The organism is Mycobacterium sp. 050134, from assembly GCF_036409085.1.
GTDB lineage: Bacteria > Actinomycetota > Actinomycetes > Mycobacteriales > Mycobacteriaceae > Mycobacterium.
On sequence record NZ_JAZGLV010000002.1, the window covers coordinates 199,115 to 213,311 of the forward strand.

General features: G+C 68.4%; 13 protein-coding genes, 1 tRNA gene and 1 pseudogene. 8 read left to right on the forward strand and 7 right to left on the reverse strand.

The features are described from left to right. The first annotated feature begins 67 nt into the window (after positions 1-67). The gene (locus SKC42_RS03005; protein ID WP_330962822.1) at positions 68-664 is read left to right on the forward strand and encodes a TetR/AcrR family transcriptional regulator; all 597 of its coding nucleotides are present in this window, start codon (positions 68-70) and stop codon (positions 662-664) included. A 135-nt stretch (positions 665-799) separates the two neighbouring features. Here SKC42_RS03005 and SKC42_RS03010 read toward each other — a convergent pair. Beyond that, positions 800-883 (reverse strand) — tRNA-Tyr (locus tag SKC42_RS03010). A 69-nt stretch (positions 884-952) separates the two neighbouring features. On the opposite strand from SKC42_RS03010, the gene SKC42_RS03015 reads away from it, so the two are divergent. Together SKC42_RS03015 and SKC42_RS03020 are read left to right on the forward strand one after the other, a co-directional pair. Then, positions 953-1,444: a YajQ family cyclic di-GMP-binding protein gene (locus tag SKC42_RS03015; RefSeq protein WP_330962823.1), complete on the forward strand. Its 492-nt coding sequence runs from the start codon at positions 953-955 to the stop codon at positions 1,442-1,444. A 28-nt stretch (positions 1,445-1,472) separates the two neighbouring features. Next, the gene (locus SKC42_RS03020; RefSeq protein WP_330962824.1) at positions 1,473-2,954 is read left to right on the forward strand and encodes a flavin-containing monooxygenase; all 1,482 of its coding nucleotides are present in this window, start codon (positions 1,473-1,475) and stop codon (positions 2,952-2,954) included. A gap of 3 nt (positions 2,955-2,957) precedes the next feature. On the opposite strand, the gene SKC42_RS03025 is transcribed toward SKC42_RS03020, so the two are convergent. Next, entirely contained in the window at positions 2,958-4,370 is a 1,413-nt protein-coding gene (locus SKC42_RS03025; RefSeq protein ID WP_330962825.1) for a trypsin-like peptidase domain-containing protein, read from the reverse strand. Between the two features lie 160 nt (positions 4,371-4,530). Here SKC42_RS03025 and SKC42_RS03030 point away from each other — a divergent pair, with 160 nt between their 5' ends. Both SKC42_RS03030 and SKC42_RS03035 read left to right on the forward strand, forming a co-directional pair. Continuing rightward, on the forward strand, positions 4,531-5,556 hold the full coding sequence (locus tag SKC42_RS03030; protein ID WP_330962826.1) for an NAD(P)H-dependent glycerol-3-phosphate dehydrogenase: 1,026 nt from the start codon (positions 4,531-4,533) through the stop codon (positions 5,554-5,556). A gap of 242 nt (positions 5,557-5,798) precedes the next feature. Continuing rightward, the gene (locus SKC42_RS03035) at positions 5,799-7,322 is read left to right on the forward strand and encodes a SulP family inorganic anion transporter (RefSeq protein WP_330962827.1); all 1,524 of its coding nucleotides are present in this window, start codon (positions 5,799-5,801) and stop codon (positions 7,320-7,322) included. A gap of 9 nt (positions 7,323-7,331) precedes the next feature. On the opposite strand, the pseudogene SKC42_RS03040 reads toward SKC42_RS03035, so the two are convergent. The 3 genes and pseudogenes from SKC42_RS03040 to grcC1 form a co-directional block, all read right to left on the reverse strand. Beyond that, positions 7,332-7,490 (reverse strand): annotated as a pseudogene (locus tag SKC42_RS03040) (toxin-antitoxin system HicB family antitoxin); the annotation flags it as partial. A 231-nt stretch (positions 7,491-7,721) separates the two neighbouring features. Further along, on the reverse strand, positions 7,722-8,576 hold the full coding sequence (htpX, locus tag SKC42_RS03045) for a zinc metalloprotease HtpX (protein ID WP_330962828.1): 855 nt from the start codon (positions 8,574-8,576) through the stop codon (positions 7,722-7,724). 91 nt (positions 8,577-8,667) lie between these two features. Continuing rightward, positions 8,668-9,684 (reverse strand): nonaprenyl/(2E,6E)-farnesyl/geranylgeranyl diphosphat synthase, encoded by a 1,017-nt coding sequence (gene grcC1 / locus SKC42_RS03050; RefSeq protein WP_330962829.1) that lies wholly within the window; start codon positions 9,682-9,684, stop codon positions 8,668-8,670. 21 nt (positions 9,685-9,705) lie between these two features. Between grcC1 and menJ the strand changes: the two genes are divergently transcribed. Together menJ and SKC42_RS03060 are read left to right on the forward strand one after the other, a co-directional pair. Next, positions 9,706-10,947 (forward strand): menaquinone reductase, encoded by a 1,242-nt coding sequence (gene menJ, locus SKC42_RS03055; protein WP_442931951.1) that lies wholly within the window; start codon positions 9,706-9,708, stop codon positions 10,945-10,947. A 50-nt stretch (positions 10,948-10,997) separates the two neighbouring features. Next, positions 10,998-11,348: a DUF732 domain-containing protein gene (locus tag SKC42_RS03060; protein ID WP_330962830.1), complete on the forward strand. Its 351-nt coding sequence runs from the start codon at positions 10,998-11,000 to the stop codon at positions 11,346-11,348. A gap of 14 nt (positions 11,349-11,362) precedes the next feature. Here the strand turns inward: SKC42_RS03060 and SKC42_RS03065 are convergent, their stop codons facing one another. Beyond that, a complete protein-coding gene (locus tag SKC42_RS03065; RefSeq protein ID WP_330962831.1) occupies positions 11,363-12,052 on the reverse strand; it encodes a demethylmenaquinone methyltransferase in 690 nt (229 codons plus the stop codon). A gap of 56 nt (positions 12,053-12,108) precedes the next feature. On the opposite strand from SKC42_RS03065, the gene SKC42_RS03070 reads away from it, so the two are divergent. Then, the gene (locus SKC42_RS03070; RefSeq protein ID WP_330962832.1) at positions 12,109-12,933 is read left to right on the forward strand and encodes an SDR family oxidoreductase; all 825 of its coding nucleotides are present in this window, start codon (positions 12,109-12,111) and stop codon (positions 12,931-12,933) included. Between the two features lie 95 nt (positions 12,934-13,028). Here SKC42_RS03070 and SKC42_RS03075 read toward each other — a convergent pair whose 3' ends face one another. Further along, positions 13,029-14,183: a glycosyltransferase family 4 protein gene (locus SKC42_RS03075; RefSeq protein ID WP_330962833.1), complete on the reverse strand. Its 1,155-nt coding sequence runs from the start codon at positions 14,181-14,183 to the stop codon at positions 13,029-13,031. Positions 14,184-14,197 lie beyond the last annotated feature (14 nt).

A 14,197-nucleotide genomic window follows, 5' to 3' on the forward strand; every position in this document is an offset into this window, starting at 1 on the left:
CTCCTCGTTCAAGAGGGCTTAGGATGACAGCTGAAGATCAGGCCGTTCCCACGAATCGAGCAAGTGGATGGCAGCGCCGCGAAGAACCGGATCGCCGGACGCGAAGACCCGTCAGCTGCTTCTCGACGCCGCCGAGCGATTGCTGCTGGAGGAAGGCTACTCCGCTGTCACGGGTCGTAAAGTCGCGAAGAAAGCCGGCCTGAGGTCGCAATTGGTCCCCTACCACTTCGGCACGATGGACGGTCTGTTCCTCGCGGTCCTACGGCAGCGCGCCGAGCAAGGGCTCGAACTCCAACGTGAGGCGCTCAAAACGGACAGACCGCTATGGGCTCTGTGGCGGATTGGTAGCGACACCCGGGTAATCGGTTTTGGCATTGAGTTCATCGCCCTCGCCAACCGCCGCAAAGCCTTGAAAGACGAGCTTGCGCGATATGTCGAGTTGTTGCTGAGCGAGCAGATCAAAGCCCTGTCGGGCATTCTGGAAGGCTACGGCATCCCGCCACAGGAAGTGCCACCCGAAGTGGTAACGACGTTGATGCGCAGCGTGACCGGAGCACTGGCTATCGAAGAGACACTCGGTGTGACAGTGGGCCACGCCAAGACCATTCAATTCGCCGAACGCTACATCCGCGAACTTGAGGGTGACCCTCCCGAGGGTGAGTAACTTCGCTCCTGGAATCGGTGCCAACCTCGCACCAACACCTACTTCCAACCCCAGAAGCTCCTACGCGCAAACGACGACGAGGATGCGGGCACCCTCGAAGGCACCCAAAGACATGCTTCGAAGTGCACAGGCCTGTGGTGGCAGGTACAGGATTCGAACCTGTGAAGCTTTCGCGACGGATTTACAGTCCGCTCCCATTGGCCGCTCGGGCAACCTGCCGCCAGACAGGTTACAACGAGGGGGTAGACAAAGCACAAACGGCCATCACCGGATGAAGGGACCTATCGCATGGCGGACTCATCGTTCGACATCGTCAGCAAAGTCGAGCGTCAAGAGGTCGACAACGCGCTCAACCAGGCCGCCAAGGAGCTGGCCACCCGCTTCGACTTCCGCGGCACCGACACCACGATCGCGTGGAAGGGCGACGAGGCTATCGAGCTGACGTCGTCCACCGAGGAACGCGTCAAGGCCGCGGTCGACGTGTTCAAGGAGAAGCTGATCCGCCGCGACATTTCGATGAAGGCCTTCGACGCCGGCGAACCGCAGGCGTCGGGAAAGACCTACAAGGTGAGCGGCACCCTCAAGCAGGGCATCGACAGCGAGCACGCCAAGAAGATCACCAAGCTGATCCGCGACGACGGGCCCAAGGGCGTCAAGACGCAAATCCAGGGCGACGAGATCCGCGTCAGCAGCAAGAAGCGCGACGACCTGCAGGCCGTACAAGCGCTGCTCAGACAGGCCGACCTGGACGTCGCGCTGCAGTTCGTCAACTACCGGTAGCTCGCGAGAAACGTAAGCGAGGTCAACGATGACGCTGACACCCGATCCTTACTCCGACGTCATCATCGTCGGCGCCGGCATCTCCGGCATCGACGCGGCCTACCGGATCGCCGAGCGCAACCCCGGCCTGACGTACACCATCCTCGAGCGGCGTGAGCGGATCGGCGGGACGTGGGACCTGTTCCGCTACCCGGGCGTGCGCTCGGACAGCAGCATCTTCACCCTGAGCTTCCCGTTCGAGCCGTGGACCCGCAGGGAGGGGGTCGCCGACGGCGCCCACATCCGCCAGTACCTGACCGCCACCGCCCACAAGTACGGCATCGACCGGCACATCCGGTTCAACAGCCACGTCCGCTCGGCGGACTGGGATTCGGCGACGGACACCTGGACGGTCACCGTCGAGCAGGACGGGGCGCCGAAGCGTTACCGCGGCCGGTTCCTGTTCTTCGGCAGCGGCTACTACAACTACGACGAGGGCTACACCCCCGAGTTCCCGGGCATCGAAGCCTTCGGTGGCACCGTGGTGCACCCCCAGCACTGGCCCGAAGACCTCGACTACGCCGGCAAACGGATCGTCGTCATCGGCAGCGGCGCCACCGCGGTCACGCTGCTCCCCTCGCTGTCAGAGCGGGCCGCAAAGGTGACCATGCTGCAGCGCTCGCCGACCTACCTGATCTCGGCGTCCAAGTACGGCAAGGTCGCGGCCGTCGCCCGGAAAGTGCTGCCCCGCAAGCCCGCTCACCTGGTGGTCCGGATGTACAGCGCCCTGACCGAGGCGGTTTTCTTCGCGCTGTCCCGCAAGGCACCGGGGCTGGTGCGCCGGCTGCTGCGCCGCAAGGCGATCAGCAGCCTGCCACCCGGCTACGCCGTCGACGTCCACTTCAAACCCCGCTACAACCCATGGGATCAGCGCATGTGCCTGATCCCGGATGCCGACCTGTACAACGCCATCCGCGCCGGCCGCGCCGACGTGGTCACCGACCGCATCGATCACTTCGACGCCACCGGCATCGCGCTCGAATCCGGCGGGCACCTCGACGCCGACATCGTGGTCACCGCCACCGGGCTGCAGCTACAGGCCCTGGGCGGCGCCACGGTCAGCCTGGACGGCAACGAGATCAAGACCAGCGACCGCTTCGTCTACAAGGCGCACATGCTCGAAGACGTCCCGAATCTGTTCTGGTGCGTCGGCTACACCAACGCGTCGTGGACCCTACGCGCCGATATGACGGCCCGCGCCACCGCGAAGTTGTTGGCGCACATGGCATCGCACGGCTACACGCACGCCTATCCGCATCGCGGCAACGAGCCGATGACCGAGAAGCCGTCGTGGGACATCAATGCCGGCTACGTGCTGCGGTCGGTCCACGCGCTGCCGAAGTCGGGCACCAAGCGGCCGTGGCACGTCCGGCAGAACTACCTGGCCGATGCCATCGACTACCGCTTCGACCGCATCGAGGAGGCGATGGTCTTCGGCCGGGCCACCGATCGGGCGGCGCTTGCCGGGTAGGCGTCAGGGGGCCGCGTGGGCGCCCATCGGCGATTCCGTCGCGTCGATGTGGTTTCCGCAGGTGGGGCAGTACTTCTCGGCGGGGTGGTGTTCCGACCCGCAGTTGGAACAGAAGTGCGGCTCGACAGGCGGCGATTCGTGCGCGCCGGCATGCTCGCCGGAGTCGGTCACTTCCACGGGGGTAACGGACAGCAGGGGCGTGCGGCTCCTCAGCGCCAGGACCGTCAGCCCGGCGCCGGCGGCGAGCACCAGCGCGACCCCGCCGCCGATGTATAACCACAGCTTCGCGCCGCTGAACGCCGACTGGTCGCCGTACCGCTGGCGCAGGTTGACCGCGCTGGTCTTCAGGTCGAGCAACCCCGGGTAGTCGGGCGACATCGCCAGGGTCTGGTCGAAGTCGTCGATCGCCTCGGTGTAGCGGCCGGCGTAGTAGTGCGCGAGGCCTTTCCGGTAGAACACGTCGGCCGGCCCGAGCGTCGGCTTGACCCCCTTGCTCGTCAGGATCGCCGCCAGGCTGTCCGCGGGCGCGATGAAGTTGAACGCCTGCGACTCGCCGACGGGGGCGAAGCTGTTCACGCCGATCACCTTGCCGTTGAGCTCGACGGTGGGCCCGCCGCTCATGCCCTCGGTGACCGCCGCGTCGATCTCGTACTCGGGGATGGAGCCCATGGTCGACTTCTTGCTGACCTTGCCGCTCTTGTTCGTCGGGTCCAGCGACGGGCCGGTGATGTTCTGGGTGCTTTCCGGGAAGCCCACCGCCAGAACCGACGTGCCGATGCTGACGTCGGCGTCGGTGGCCAGCTCGCTCGACGGCAGGTTGTGCTTCTCGACCTTGAGCAGGGCGACGTCCCCCTTGCCGAGCGGCCGGAAGTCCACGAGGCTGGCGGGCACCTTGCCGGTGACCGTCGTGCCGCTGCCGTACAGCAGCGTGAGGCCGACCTCCGGACCGCGGTCGGGGTTATCGCCGACGACGCGCGCGTTCTTCCGCAGCCAATCCAGTGCCGTGGCCGGGCTCTTCGATTCCGGGGCGTCCGGGTACTGACTGATGTACTCGGCGGCGGCCCGTTTGAGGATCAGCTGCTTGGCGCTGTCGGGGTCGACGCAGTGGCCGGCGGTGGCCACCCAGCCGTCGGGGTTGACGACGAACGCGGTGCAGCCCCACGTCGCGATGAAGGGCATGTTCGTGCCCTGGCCGAACTGGGACAGGATCTGGCCGTTGGGCAAGCGCACCCCGCCATAACCCTGGCCGCCGAGGTACATGACGGCCGGCCGCACCATCGCCGCCGCCCGCTCCTCGGGGTTGGCCTGCGGCTGGCCGTCGTCGGCCGACGCGATGCCCGGGCAGCCGACCAGCAACCCCATCGCGGCAGCCGCCACCAGCGCCAACGCCCGGCCGCAACCAGCGCGTGTGGGCATGATCCCTCCTCATATTGAATGCATCTTCACGATCCGGCATGCCGCGCGGGGCGGGTAGGGACCGAAGTCCCCTGGAGCGGGGTCATTGGTTTTCGACTCGGGTAGGCGTGAGTTGGTGAACTCCTTCTAAATCCGAGATGGCGGCAATACGCTGATCGCCATGGCAGCAGAGAAGCGCGAACCCACGGTCGTTGTGCTCGGTGGCGGTTCCTGGGGAACCACGGTGGCCTCCATCTGCGCCCGCCGGGGGCCGACGCTGCAGTGGGTGCGCTCGGAGGAGACCGCGAAGGACATCAACGAGAATCACCGCAACAGCCGCTACCTCGGCGATGAGGCCGTCCTGAGCGACACCCTGCGCGCCACCACCGACTTCGAGGAGGCGGCCAGCTGTGCCGACGTCGTCGTCATGGGCGTGCCCTCCCACGGGTTCCGGGGCGTGCTGACCGAGCTGGCCCGCGAGCTTCGGCCCTGGGTGCCGGTGGTATCGCTGGTCAAGGGCCTTGAGCAGGGCACCAACATGCGGATGTCTCAGATCATCGAGGAAATCTTGCCGGGCCATCCGGCGGGCATCCTCGCGGGGCCGAACATCGCGCGCGAGGTCGGCGAGGGCTACGCCGCGGCGGCGGTGCTGGCCATGCCCGACCAGCATCTGGCGACCCGGCTGTCCGGGCTGTTCCGCACCCGGCGTTTCCGGGTGTACACCACCGACGACGTCATCGGGGTGGAGATGGCCGGGGCGCTGAAGAACGTCTACGCCATCTCCGTCGGGATGGGCTACTCGCTGGGCATCGGGGAAAACACCCGCGCGCTGGTGATCGCCCGCGCGCTGCGCGAGATGACGAAATTGGGCGTGGCCATGGGCGGAGACCCAGACACCTTCCCCGGCCTGGCCGGCCTGGGCGACCTCATCGTGACGTGCACCAGCCAGCGCAGCCGCAACCGCCATGTCGGGGAGCAGCTGGGTGCCGGCAAGCCGATCGACGAGATCATCGGCTCGATGAACCAGGTCGCCGAGGGCGTCAAGGCAGCCAGCGTGATCATGGAGTTCGCCAACGAGTTCGGGCTGAACATGCCGATCGCCCGCGAAGTCGACGCGGTGATCAACCACGGCTCGACCGTCGAGGAGGCCTACCGGGGCCTGATGGTCGAGGTGCCGGGGCACGAGGTACACGGCTCGGGGTTCTGACCGCGGCACCGCGGGCGAAAAATTTGGATTCGATATGGGCTGAGCCCATGCGCTTGACCCGCCCCCGACCGGGAAAATACCGTCGAACGAGTAACTGGGCTTGGACCGGCTGGCCAGCGCGGTTGTAATTCCTTCTGCACCAACCGTTTACGACGACGTAACCAGTCAATGACGTAACCAGTGTGGGTGCGGGGTGGATATCGGCACATCCCCCGCTAGGACCTAACGAGGGAAAGCGATCGATGCACAACACCGAGGGTCACACAGCAGCACGGGACAACCGGTTCCGATCGGTCATCCGACACGACCTGCCTTCTTCGCTCGTCGTCTTCCTGGTCGCGCTTCCACTGTCCCTGGGAATTGCGATCGCCTCCAACGCCCCGGTGCTCGCTGGTCTGATCGCCGCGATCGTCGGGGGAATCGTCGTCGGGGCCCTGGGCGGATCACCGCTGCAGGTGAGCGGCCCGGCGGCGGGCCTGACCGTCGTCGTCGCGGACCTGGTCTCCAGTTTCGGTTGGGGCGTAACGTGTTTGATCACCGTCGCCGGGGGCGCCGTGCAGGTGCTGCTGGGCCTGAGTCGGGTGGCGCGGGCGGCGCTCGCGATCTCACCGGTCGTCGTGCACGCCATGCTGGCCGGCATCGGCATCACGATCGCACTGCAGCAGGCGCACGTGCTGCTGGGCGGCAAGTCCAAGAGCACGGCCTGGCACAACGTGATCGAGCTGCCCGGCCAGGTGATCGGCGCGCACAGGCCGGGGGTCATCCTCGGCGTCCTCGTCATCGCGATCCTCGTGGCGTGGCGGTGGATGCCGGCGAAATTGCGCCCGATCCCCGGCCCGCTGGTCGCCATCGTCGCGGTCACGGTCATTTCCGTGGTGTTCCCGTTCAACGTCCGGCGGATCGACCTCGATGGGTCACCGCTGGACGCATTGCGGCTCCCAGACCTGCCCGACGGCGATTGGGGCGCGGTGGCGATCGGCGTGATCACGGTGGCCCTGATCGCCAGTGTCGAGAGCCTGCTGTCGGCGGTTTCGGTCGACCGCATGCACAACGGACCGCGCACCGACTTCAACCGTGAGCTGATCGGGCAGGGCGCGGCCAACATGCTGTCGGGCACCGTCGGCGGGCTGCCGGTCACCGGGGTGATCGTGCGCAGTTCGACCAACGTCAACGCCGGCGCCAGATCGCGGGCCTCGGCGATCATGCACGGGTTGTGGATCCTGTTGTTCACCATCCCGTTCGCCGGGCTGGTCGACGAGATACCCACCGCCGCGCTGGCCGGCCTGCTCATCGTGATCGGCGTCCAGCTGCTCAAGCCGGCCCACATCGAAACCGCAATGAAACACGGCGATTTGGCCGTGTACGTGGTGACCGCCGTCTGCGTCGTCTTCCTCAACCTGCTGCACGGGGTGCTGATCGGGCTCGCGCTGGCGATCGCCCTGACCGGGTGGCGGGTCATCCGAGCGCGGGTGGACGCGACGCAGGAGGACGAACGGTGGCACGTGACCATCGAGGGCGCCGCGTGCACGTTCCTGGCGTTGCCGCGCCTGACTCGCGTGCTGACATCCATTCCCCCGGGCGCGGACGTCACGGTGGTGCTCTCGGTGAACTACCTCGATCACGCGGCGCACCAGGCGATCACCGACTGGCAGCGACAGCACTGCGCGACCGGCGGCGCGGTCGTGGTCCGCGGTGTGGTGGAGACCGGTCATTTCGCGCGCAGCGCCGAGGAGGACGAGGCCGAAAGACCGGAAGCGGCGGCCTGATCGACGGGTTCAGTCGAAGCCGGATAGGCCGGCGTAGTCGCTCACCCGGCGTCCGGACAGCCTTTGCACCACCCACTGGTTCATCGAGACACCCTCTTCGGCGGCCTCGCGGGCCAGCCGTCCGTGCAGTTCGGAGGAAGTTCTGACCACGAACGTGCCGCTGTAATTGGGCTGTAATTGCGTGCCGTCGATAGGTGTAGCGGTTCACGGCGCACGTGGTACCACGTGCGCTATCGCTCTGGGGAGTCACTCATCCCCAGGGCGCGCGGCTCTCCAGGCCCTGAGGCGTCCCCCGAATCCGATATCGCGGGCGCCATCGCGTTTGAAAGTCACCCATCACCCCCGGAGATTGCCCGGAGGAGACAGCCCCGTGGGTACGCCAACCGACGGCCGGGCTACCTAACCCCGCGCCATCTCCTCCAGGCGGCGGATGCGGTCCTCGATCGGCGGGTGCGTCGAGAACAGCGACCCGATCCGCTCACCCGCGCGGAACGGGTTGGCGATCATCAGGTGCGCCTGGCTGGCCAGCTGCGGCTCGGGTGGCAGCGGGGCCATCTGCACGCCGCCGGAGATCTTGCGCAGCGCCGACGCCAAGGCCAGCGGGTCGCCTGTCAGCACCGCGCCCGATTCGTCCGCCTGGTACTCACGAGACCGTGACACCGCCAGCCGCACCACCGTCGCGGCGACCGGGCCCAGCAGCGAAACAAGCAGCAGCGCAAAGGGATTGCCTTCTTCGTCGCGGTTGCCGCCGAAGAACATCGCCATGTAGGACAGCGCGGTGATCACTGACGCCATCGCACCGGCGACGCAGGAGATCAGGATGTCGCGGTTGTAGACGTGCGAAAGCTCGTGCCCGAGCACGGCCCGCAGCTCTCGCTCGTCGAGGATCTGCAAGATGCCGGTGGTGCAACACACCGCGGCGTTGCGCGGGTTGCGGCCCGTGGCGAACGCGTTGGGCGCGTTGGTGTCGCTGATGTACAGCCCCGGCATCGGCTGGTGCGCGGCGGTGGCCAGCTCACGCACGATGCGGTACATCACCGGCGCCTGCAGCTCGGACACCGGCTGCGCGTGCATCGCGCGCAGAGCGAGCTTGTCGCTGTTGTAGTACGTGTAGACGTTCATGCCGATGGCGAACAGCACCGCGAGGAACATCGCGGTCCTGCCGAACAGCGAGCCGACAAATACGATCAACGCGGACATGCCGACCAACAGGGCGAAGGTCTTCAGCCTGTTGGCATGGGGATGCCAGGTCATCGGTGTCCTCCTTGCGAACACTCATCCATTGCTACCTGCACATTGAACGCGCGGCAGGACCGTCCGGGTTCCGCGGCGCGCGGCACCGGCGCTAGCCGTGCCGGTTGACGGTGTAGTCGACCAGCGTCCGCAGCGCGGCCCGGCCGGGAACGTCGGGCAACAACGCCAGCTCCCGGCGGGCTTGGTCGGCGTAGTCAGCCAGGAAGCGCTTGGCCTGAGCCATGCCCGGTGACGCCCGCAACAGCGTCAGCGCCTCGGCCACGGCGGCGTCGTCGTCGATCGGCCCGGACAGCAGCTCACGAAGCCGCGCCGCCTCGGGGCCCGGCTCGCGCAGCGCGTAGACCATAGGCAGCGTGCGCACCCCTTCCCGCACGTCCGTGCCGGGCAGCTTGCCCGATTCGTGGGAGTCGCTGTCGATGTCAATGATGTCGTCGGCGATCTGAAAGGCGGTGCCGACGATGCCGCCCAGGCGGCTCAGCCGCTCGACCTGGTCGCCGTCGGCGCCCGAGAACATCGCGCCGAACCGGCCGGCGGCGGCGATCAGGCAGGCGGTCTTCTCGTACACCACCCTGAGGTAGTGGTCGACGGGGTCCGCCCCCTCGGCCGCGCCCGACAGGCCGCGGGTCTCCCGCATCTGTCCCGTCACCAACTGCGCGAACGTCTCGGCGATCAGCCGCACCGCCTCCGGCCCCAGGCGCGACACCAGCCTCGACGCCGTCGCGAACAGGTAGTCGCCGGCGAGGATCGCCACGTTGTTGCCCCACCGCACGTTCGCGGTGGGCGTGCCGCGCCGCACCTCGGCCTCGTCCATCACGTCGTCGTGGTAGAGCGTCGCCAGGTGCACGAGCTCGATGACCGCGCCGGCAACGACCACCTCGCCGGCGTCCGGGTCCGGCCCGACCTGCGCCGACAGCACGGTGAACAAGGGGCGAAACCGCTTGCCACCGGCCTTGAACAGGTGCGTCAGCGACTCGGTCATCACGTCGTCCGCGCTGCGCAGCTCGGTGTCCATGAGCTGCTCGATGCGCCCGACACCGTCGCGCACCGTCGCGGCGAACGCGGAATCACCGAAGTCAACGCCCGCCACCACCGTCGCCGGAGTACTCACCCGACCAACATACTGGTGAGCGTGGAAGCGAAAGCCCTCAAGGCCCACGTGGTCGTCGTGGGCGCCGGGCCGGCGGGTTCGTCCGCCGCCGCCTGGGCGGCACGGGCCGGCCGAGACGTGCTCGTCATCGATTCCGCGGGCTTTCCACGCGACAAGGCGTGCGGCGACGGGCTCACGCCGCGGGCGGTGGTCGAGCTGGAGCGGTTGGGGCTGGGCGATTGGCTGAGCACCCGCATCCGCCATCGCGGCCTGCGGATGAGCGGGTTCGGCGGTGAGGTCCAGGTCGACTGGCCGGGACCGTCGTTCCCCTCGACCGGGAGCGCGGTGGCGCGCTTGGAGCTGGACGACCGGATCCGCAAGTGCGCCGAGGATTCCGGCGCGCGGATGCTGCTCGGCACCAAAGTCGTTGCGGCGCATCATGACTCGTCGAGAAGGGTGGTGTCGCTGACGCTCGCCGACGGCACCGAAGTCGGCTGCCGGCAGCTGATCGTGGCCGACGGCGCCCGCTCGTCGCTGGGCCGGAAGCTGGGGCGGCGCTGGCATCAGGAGACGGTGTACGGCGTCGCTGCGCGCGGGTATCTGGCCACCGCGCGCGCCGACGACCCATGGCTGACGTCACACCTCGAGCTGCGCTCGCCCGACGGCGCCGTCCTGCCGGGCTACGGCTGGATCTTTCCGCTGGGCAATGGCGAGGTGAACATCGGCGTCGGCGCGTTGTCGACGTCGAAGCGGCCGGCGGATCTGGCGCTGCGTCCGCTGATCAACTACTATACCGACCTGCGCCGCGACGAATGGGACTTCTCCGGGGCGCCGCGGGCCGTGGCGTCGGCGCTGCTGCCGATGGGCGGCGCGGTCTCCGGGGTGGCCGGCCCGAACTGGATGCTGATCGGCGACGCCGCGGCGTGCGTCAATCCGCTCAACGGCGAGGGGATCGACTACGGCCTGGAAACCGGCCGGCTGGCCGCCGAGCTGCTGGACTGTCGCGACCTGTCGCAAGACCTAACCCAGGTGTGGCCGTCGCTGCTGCAGCAGCACTATGGCCGGGGGTTCTCGGTGGCGCGCCGGCTGGCCCTGTTGCTGACCTTCCAGCGGTTCCTGCCCGCGACCGGGCCGATCGCGATGCGCTCCCCCAGGCTGATGACAATCGCCGTGCGGGTGATGGCCAACCTGGTGACCGACGAGGACGCCGACTGGGTGGCGCGGGCGTGGCGGGGCGGTGGACGGTTGTCGCGGCTCATCGATCGCCGCACGCCATTCAACTGACGGACGAACTCACAATCCACGCACCTGGCCAGGGGTGTATAGTTCGGCTAATGAAGCGCAGGACGCTGACCACCAGCATCGCCGCCGCGGCCGCCGCCATCGCCCTGGCCGGACCGGCGCACGCAGCCCCGATCGGGCCGAACGACTGGGACGCCCCCTTCAAGGACACCGTCAACGGCTTCGGCATCTACGGTCCGCAGGATCAGCTCGCATGGCTGGGCAAGATCACCTGCGAACGGGTCGGTCGGGGCGTCGACAGCGACCCGTACAAGTCGGCCACCTTCATCCAGCGCAACCTCGAGCGGGGCACCACGCAGGGCCAGGCCTTCCAATTCCTGGGCGCGGCTCTCGATCACTACTGCCCCGACCAGGTCGGCTTCATCCAGCGGGCCGGCCACTGAGTTAATCGCCCGCGCTAGCTCGGCTTGTACCCCGCGTGCAGCGCGACGATGCCGCCCGTCAGATTGCGCCACCGCACCGCCGACCACCCGGCCCGCGCGATCTGGCGCGCCAGCTCTGATTGGTCGGGCCAGGCCCGGATCGACTCCGCCAGGTAGACGTACGCCTCCGGGTTGCTGGACACCGCCCGAGCCACCCGGGGCAGCGCCCGCATCAGGTACTCCTTGTAGACGGTGGCGAAGGCCGCGTTGGCCGGGGTGGAGAATTCGCACACCACCAACCGCCCTCCCGGCCGGGTGACGCGCAGCATCTCGCGCAGCGCCGCCTGGTGATCGACGACGTTGCGCAGCCCGAAACTTATTGTCACCGCGTCGAATACGTCGTCGGCGAAGGGCAGCCTGGTGGCGTCGCCGGCAACCTTGGGCACCTTACGGGCGGCGCCGGCCGCCAGCATGCCCACCGAGAAGTCCGCGGCCACGCACCACGCGCCGGACTTGGCCAGCTCGACCGTCGAGACGGCCGTTCCCGCGGCCAGGTCCAGCACCCGCTGGCCCGCGCCGAGCGCCAGGGCCGAACGAGTCGCCCTCCGCCAAGACCGGTCCTGGCCCAGCGACAACACGGTGTTGGTCAGGTCGTAGCGGCGGGCCACGCCGTCGAACATCGACGCCACATCCCGGGGGTTCTTGTCCAGCGCGGCGCGACTCACGACGTCGACGCTACCGCCCGGGGAATTCCGCGGCCTCCTCGGCGTTGCACCGTTGCGTGACTGACAAGGTTTGGTTTATCACCGGTACATCCCGGGGCTTCGGACGGGAATGGGCAATCGCGGCGTTGGAGCGGGGCGACAAGGTGGCCGCCACGGCGCGGAACACCGACACGCTCAACGACCTCGCGGAGAAATACGGCGAGGCGCTGTTGCCGATCCAGCTGGACGTCACCGACCGCGACGCGGACTTCGCGGCGGTCAAGCGGGCGCACGACCACTTCAGCCGCCTGGACATCGTCGTCAACAACGCCGGCTACGGCCAGTTCGGGTTCATCGAGGAGCTGTCCGAACGCGACGCCCGCGATCAGATCGAGACCAACGTGTTCGGCGCGCTGTGGGTCACACAGGCCGCCCTGCCGTACCTGCGCGAACAACGCAGCGGCCACATCATCCAGGTGTCCTCGATCGGCGGCATCACGGCGTTCCCGCTCGTCGGCATGTACCACGCGTCCAAGTGGGCGCTGGAGGGCTTCTCCCAGGCGCTGGCCCAGGAGGTCGCCCCGTTCGGGATCCACGTCACGCTGATCGAGCCGGGCGGGTTCGACACCGACTGGTCCGGCGCCTCGGCGCGGCACGCGGAGCGCCTGCCCGCCTACGAGGAGGCCCACGCCACGGTCGAGGAGCAGCGCCGCGCGCGCTGGGCCAGCCCGGGCAATCCGGCGGCATCGGCGGCGGCACTGCTCAAGGTGGTCGACGCCGAGCAGCCGCCGCTGCGGGTGTTCTTCGGGTCGTCCCCGCTGCAGACCGCGAAGGCCGACTACGAGAGGCGGCTGCGGACCTGGGAGGAATGGCAGCCTGTCGCCGAGCTGGCGCAGGGCTGACCGCCCAAACAACCCTCGAATGCGCCGTAGGGGTCGTGCTTCGCCGTTGATCGCGACCACCGCGGCAATTTCGGTGTCAGATGAGCACCGCCAACTCAGCCGCCCTGCACGTATCGCTTCGGGAGCGCCCGCCGCCGGGCGAACGGCGACAGGACCGCCTCGTAGTGGCCGAGCAACTCGTCGCAAATGACGGGCCAGCTGCGGCCGAGCACGCTGCGCCGGGCGGCGAGCGCGTAGCGGTGGCGCTCCGCGAGGAGATGGTCGACGGCGGCGGGTAGCCGCGCCTCGAACTCGTCGACGGGCAGCAACAGACCGGTGCGGCACGGCGTGACGAGGTCACGTGGGCCGCCGGCGTCGGGGGCGATCACCGGCAGCCCCGACGCCAGCGCTTCTTGGACGACCTGGCAGAACGTCTCGTGCTCGCCGGTATGCACGAAGACGTCCATGCTCGCGTACGCCGCGGCGAGCTCGTCGCCGTACAGCGCACCGGTGAAAACCGCTGCGGGCATTGCGGATTGCAGCTTCTTGCGGTCGACGCCGTCGCCGATCACGACGACCCGCACCGCGCCGCCGGCCGAAAGGCCGATCAACCGCTCGACGTGTTTCTCCGGCGCCAGCCGGCCCACGAATCCGACGATCGGCTTGCCCTCGGGCGACCACCGCCGCCGGAGCCCCTCGTCGCGGGCCGACGGCGCGTAGCGCAGCACGTCCACCCCACGGGCCCACTGGTGCACCCGCGGGAAGCCGTGCGAGACAAGCGAGTCGACGGTCACGGTGGACGGCGCCAGGGTTCGGTCGGCGAGGCCGTGCAGATGACGGAACCACGCCCACGCGGCGCGTTGCGTCATCGGGATGCCGTAGCTCGCGGCGAAGCCGGGAACGTCGGTCTGGTAGACCGCGACCGTCGGCACCCCGAGCCAGCGCGCCGCGCGCAGGCCCCCGTAGCCCAGGAGCGCCGGCGAGGCCAGATGCACGACGTGCGGGTCGAAGCCGCGCAGCACCTTGACCATGCGGGGCATGGGCACGCCCAGCGGCAGCGAGGTGACCTTCGGGAACATCCGGGACGGCACCCGATGCACCCGGATCCCGTCGTGGATGCGCTCGGCGCGCGGCTCCGCGGGCGGGTTGTCAGGGGCGATCACCAGCGCCTCGTGGCCGGTGCGGCGCAGGTGCTCGAGCACTCGCAGCACCGAGTTGCTGACACCGTTGACATTGGGGAGGAAGGATTCGGCGACGATGGCAACGCGCACACCGTCACGGTGTC

Excerpts from the sequence above, each read along its gene's own strand:
- SKC42_RS03005 (WP_330962822.1), top strand. The coding sequence starts at position 68 with ATGGCAGCGCCGCGAAGAACCGGATCGCCGGACGCGAAGACCCGTCAG.
- SKC42_RS03015 (WP_330962823.1), top strand. The coding sequence starts at position 953 with ATGGCGGACTCATCGTTCGACATCGTCAGCAAAGTCGAGCGTCAAGAG.
- SKC42_RS03020 (WP_330962824.1), top strand. The coding sequence starts at position 1,473 with ATGACGCTGACACCCGATCCTTACTCCGACGTCATCATCGTCGGCGCC.
- SKC42_RS03025 (WP_330962825.1), bottom strand. The coding sequence starts at position 4,370 with ATGCCCACACGCGCTGGTTGCGGCCGGGCGTTGGCGCTGGTGGCGGCT.
- SKC42_RS03030 (WP_330962826.1), top strand. The coding sequence starts at position 4,531 with ATGGCAGCAGAGAAGCGCGAACCCACGGTCGTTGTGCTCGGTGGCGGT.
- SKC42_RS03035 (WP_330962827.1), top strand. The coding sequence starts at position 5,799 with ATGCACAACACCGAGGGTCACACAGCAGCACGGGACAACCGGTTCCGA.
- htpX (WP_330962828.1), bottom strand. The coding sequence starts at position 8,576 with ATGACCTGGCATCCCCATGCCAACAGGCTGAAGACCTTCGCCCTGTTG.
- SKC42_RS03060 (WP_330962830.1), top strand. The coding sequence starts at position 10,998 with ATGAAGCGCAGGACGCTGACCACCAGCATCGCCGCCGCGGCCGCCGCC.